General features: G+C 41.6%; 4 protein-coding genes and 1 tRNA gene. All 5 read right to left on the bottom strand.

Features of this window, described 5'->3' with window-relative positions; genetic code table 11:
- Positions 1-127: 127 nt before the first annotated feature.
- Positions 128-1,792 carry a DAK2 domain-containing protein gene (locus tag ACHBIF_RS11290; RefSeq protein ID WP_394720752.1) on the bottom strand — a complete coding sequence of 555 codons (1,665 nt, stop codon included), beginning with the start codon at positions 1,790-1,792 and terminating at the stop codon, positions 128-130.
- A 2-nt stretch (positions 1,793-1,794) separates the two neighbouring features.
- The gene (locus ACHBIF_RS11285; protein WP_105111305.1) at positions 1,795-2,160 is read right to left on the bottom strand and encodes an Asp23/Gls24 family envelope stress response protein; all 366 of its coding nucleotides are present in this window, start codon (positions 2,158-2,160) and stop codon (positions 1,795-1,797) included.
- Between the two features lie 131 nt (positions 2,161-2,291).
- Positions 2,292-2,480, bottom strand: a complete 189-nt coding sequence (rpmB, locus tag ACHBIF_RS11280) for a 50S ribosomal protein L28 (RefSeq protein ID WP_001140948.1) — start codon at positions 2,478-2,480, stop codon at positions 2,292-2,294.
- Positions 2,481-2,796: 316 nt separating this feature from the next.
- Positions 2,797-3,678, bottom strand: coding sequence for a class II fructose-bisphosphate aldolase (locus tag ACHBIF_RS11275; RefSeq protein WP_105111306.1), 882 nt, complete (start codon positions 3,676-3,678; stop codon positions 2,797-2,799).
- A gap of 160 nt (positions 3,679-3,838) precedes the next feature.
- Positions 3,839-3,924 (bottom strand) — tRNA-Leu (locus tag ACHBIF_RS11270).
- Between the last annotated feature and the right edge of the window lie 162 nt (positions 3,925-4,086).

The following is a 4,086-nucleotide window of genomic DNA, read 5'->3' as shown; positions in this document are numbered from 1 at the left end:
TAGCTCCTAGTAAAGCTTAACAAATGGATAACTTCAAAATCACCTTTTTGGTCTCACATCATTGACAAAGGTACAAACATCCACAAAATACACAAGAAAAGAACAGTCAGACTGCTCTTCTCATGGATTATTCTACACTAAATAGATATGGATAGACTGGTTGGTTTCCTTGATGGATTTCAACCTCGACATCTTCAAATTTCTCTTCCAATTGGTCAGCAAGGGCTTGTGCTGTATCCTCGTCACCATCCTCACCAATATAAATAGTCACGATTTCACTATCTTCATCCAACATTTTATCAAAGGTAGCAACAAGCGTCTCCATCATATCTGGATTAGAAACCACAATCTTGCCATCAACCATACCCAAGTTATCATTTTCATGAATTTCCAGACCATCGATAGTTGTGTCACGGACTGCAGTTGTCACGCTACCACTTTTCACTTCTGCAAGTGATGCCGTCATCGCTTTAAAGTTACTTTCCAAATCACGACTTGGATCAAAGGCAAGCAAGCTAGTGAAGCCTTGTGGTAGAGTCTTGGTTTCTACCACCTTAACCGCCACTTCAGCAACTTCTGCTGCAGTCTGAGCCGCCATCAAGATGTTCTTGTTGTTTGGCAACAAGATGACATTGCGAGCATTGACCAATTCAATAGCATTGACAAAATCCTCTGTTGAAGGGTTCATGGTCTGACCACCTGAAATCACATAATCAACGCCTTGTGATTTGAAGATCTCTGTCAATCCTTCTCCAGCTGCAACAGCGATAATGCCGTATTCTTTTTGCTCAGCTGGTTTTTGGTAGGCTTCTTCTTTTTCAACTTGCGCTTCATGTTGTTCACGCATATTGTCTACTTTTACCTTGACTAAGCTACCATATTGGAGACCTGCTTGCATAACCAAGCCTGGATCTTCTGTATGGACGTGAACTTTTACAATTTCATCATCATTGACTACAAGGAGTGAATCTCCTAGGTCGTTGAGGTAGTTACGGAATTCTTCATAATCAAAGTCTTTCACATAGGTAGGACCTTGGCGAAGGGCAACCATGATTTCCGTACAGTAACCAAAGGTAATGTCCTCAGTCGCTACATGACCAGCAACTGACTTGTGGTGTTCTGCATTAATCATTTCTGTCATGACTGCTGGAGTTGCTTCAAAATCCTCAGAAGCAATGTATTCACCCGTCAAAGCTGACAAGAAACCTTCGTAGATATAAACAAGACCTTGACCACCAGAGTCAACAACCCCAACTTCTTTCAAGACTGGAAGCATATCAGGTGTTTTCTTGAGGGCACGGTTGGCACCTTCAAGAGTTGCACGCATGACTTCAATGGCATCATCTGTTTCTTCTGCTTTTTTTAGAGCAGCCGTCGCTGCACCACGAGAAACGGTTAAAATGGTCCCCTCAACTGGCTTCATAACGGCCTTATAAGCCACCTCTACACCATGTTGGAAGGCCTGTGCCAAATCCTTACCACCTAATTCAACCTTGCCTTTAACAGACTGGCCAAAACCACGGAACAATTGTGACGTAATCACACCAGAGTTTCCGCGAGCACCCATGAGTAAACCTTTTGATAAGATTTGAGCGACTTCACCAACTGTATTTGCTGGCTTATCCGCCACTTCTTTGGCTCCATTGGTAATGGTCATACCCATATTGGTACCAGTATCCCCATCTGGAACAGGGAAAACATTAAGTGAGTTGACGTATTCAGCTTGTTTATTCAGACGAGTTGATGCTGCCTGCACCATTTCTTGAAATAAACTAGTAGTAATTTTAGACACAATTATTCTCCTACGACTTTAATATTTTGGATGAAAACATTAACGGCATCCACAGAGATACCCAGTTGATTTTCCAAGTTGAACTTGACACGTTCTTGGATATTGCGAGATACTTCACTGATTTTTACACCGTAACTCATAACAGTGTAGACATCAACTGCAATACGACCATCTTCCAAGGTCTTTATGACAACGCCCTTGGCATAGTTTTCCTTTCTCAAAAGAGCCTGGAAATTGTCTTTGATGGCGGATTTGCTAGCCATGCCGACCACACCAAAAATCTCGGTCGTAGCTCCACCGACAACTGTGGCAATCACGTCGTCAGTCAATTCAATTTGGCCGTCTTTTGTATTGATTTTAACAGTCATATTACTTTACCTCAAATAGTTTTATCACTCCATTTTACCATACTTTCGCCATTCTGTAAAAAACAAGCTTGTGACAGCAGACGGAAGACTAGGTTTCTTTGGCAAAAAAAATAACCCAAAAGGGTCATTTCTTAAACGCGTTCTACTTTACCTGATTTAAGGGCACGAGCTGAAGCCCAAACTTTTTTAGGTTTACCGTCAATCAAAACAGTAACTTTTTGAAGGTTTGGTTTAACTGCGCGTTTAGTTTGGTTCATTGCGTGTGAACGGTTGTTACCTGATACAGTCTTACGACCAGTGAAATAACATACTTTAGCCATTGTATCTTCCTCCTCATTTGATCAAATATATCGGATGTGCTAGCACCACATACCATACTATTCTAACAGAAAAGAATGAAGTTGGCAAGGAATATTTTTTCTTTTTTCACTCTTCTTGCCCAACCTCCGTTAAACATTGAAAGTACACCATTATTACTTCTCCTCTAGTCCACATGCCATTTATTGACCCCCCCTTGGTTCATTCGAAATTACTAGGTTTCTATTCCCAAAATAACAACAAAAAAGAATTTTCAATCGAAAATCCTTTTTTGTTACGCTTTCTTTGCTCAAAATCAGAGATTTTTTCGCAGCATTATTAAGCTTTGTTCGCTGAACCAAATACGTCGATTCGCTCTTCAACAGATGCTTGGATAGCTTTTACGCCGTCAGCCAAGAATTTACGTGGGTCAAAGAGTTTTTTCTTGTCGTATTCTGCTTCGTTTGCTTCATAAGCTGCTGCAAATTTACGAGTTGCGTTTGCAAATGCGATTTGGCACTCAGTGTTAACGTTAACTTTCGCAACACCCAATTTGATTGCTTCTTGGATTTGTGCATCTGGAATACCAGAACCACCGTGCAATACAATTGGGAAACCTGGTACAGCCTCTGTCAATTTGCGCAAGTGGTCAAGGTCAAGACCTTCCCAGTTTTCTGGGTATGGACCGTGGATGTTACCGATACCAGCTGCCAAGAAGTCAATACCAGTTGCAACCATTGCTACTGCATCTTCGATTGGAGCCAATTCACCAGTACCAACGATACCGTCTTCTTCACCACCGATAGTACCAACTTCAGCCTCAACTGAGATACCTTTAGCGTGAGCCAATTCTACAACTTCTTTTGCTTTTGCAAGGTTTTCTTCTACTGGAAGGTGTGAACCGTCAAACATGATAGAAGTGTAACCAACTTCGATACACTCAAGTGCATCTTCGTAGTGACCGTGGTCAAGGTGAATAGCAACTGGAACTGTGATGTTCATTGACTCGATCAAGTTTGCGATCAAGTTGCGAGCTACTTTGTAACCACCCATGTACTTAGCTGCACCCATAGAAGTTTGGATAAGAACTGGAGCTTGTTTTGCTTCTGCTGCACGCAAGATAGCTTGAGTCCACTCAAGGTTGTTTGTGTTAAATCCACCAACTGCATAACCGTTGTCACGCGCTGCTTGGACAAATTTTTCTGCTGAAACTAATGGCATTCTAAGAGCCTCCTAATATTTTTTGGGAGTCGTCCCCCATACCCTCTTATTTTAACACGATTCTCAAAAAAATGCTAGCTGAAACTGTATCCGTATGAGAAAATTTTCACATAACTTTCAGGCACAAAAAAAGACTGGTTAAACCAGTCTGAAAGTCCTATGCGGAGAGAGGGACTTGAACCCTCACGACCTAAAGCGGTCACAGGATCCTTAATCCTGCGCGTCTGCCAATTCCGCCATCCCCGCTGAACACTAGATAAGTATATCACGGGGTAATACCCTTGTCAACACTTTTTTGAAAAAAAGTTCATATTTATTACTTTCTTCTCTCCCCAAATTTCAAGTTGAACTTAGCCATCCAAAAGAAATTCACTCGGCGACTTGTAGTCCAAGCATTTTTTAGGGTAG

Source organism: Streptococcus sp. A11, from assembly GCF_043674225.1.
In the GTDB taxonomy this organism is placed as follows: Bacteria; Bacillota; Bacilli; order Lactobacillales; family Streptococcaceae; genus Streptococcus; species Streptococcus suis_V.
Note: the sequence above shows the minus strand (reverse complement) of the source record. Positions and strands in the feature narration are given on the sequence as shown.

Bases quoted from the DNA above. Each gene is read 5' to 3' on its own strand.
- ACHBIF_RS11285 (WP_105111305.1), bottom strand. From the start codon at position 2,160: ATGACTGTTAAAATCAATACAAAAGACGGCCAAATTGAATTGACTGAC.
- rpmB (WP_001140948.1), bottom strand. From the start codon at position 2,480: ATGGCTAAAGTATGTTATTTCACTGGTCGTAAGACTGTATCAGGTAAC.
- ACHBIF_RS11275 (WP_105111306.1), bottom strand. From the start codon at position 3,678: ATGCCATTAGTTTCAGCAGAAAAATTTGTCCAAGCAGCGCGTGACAAC.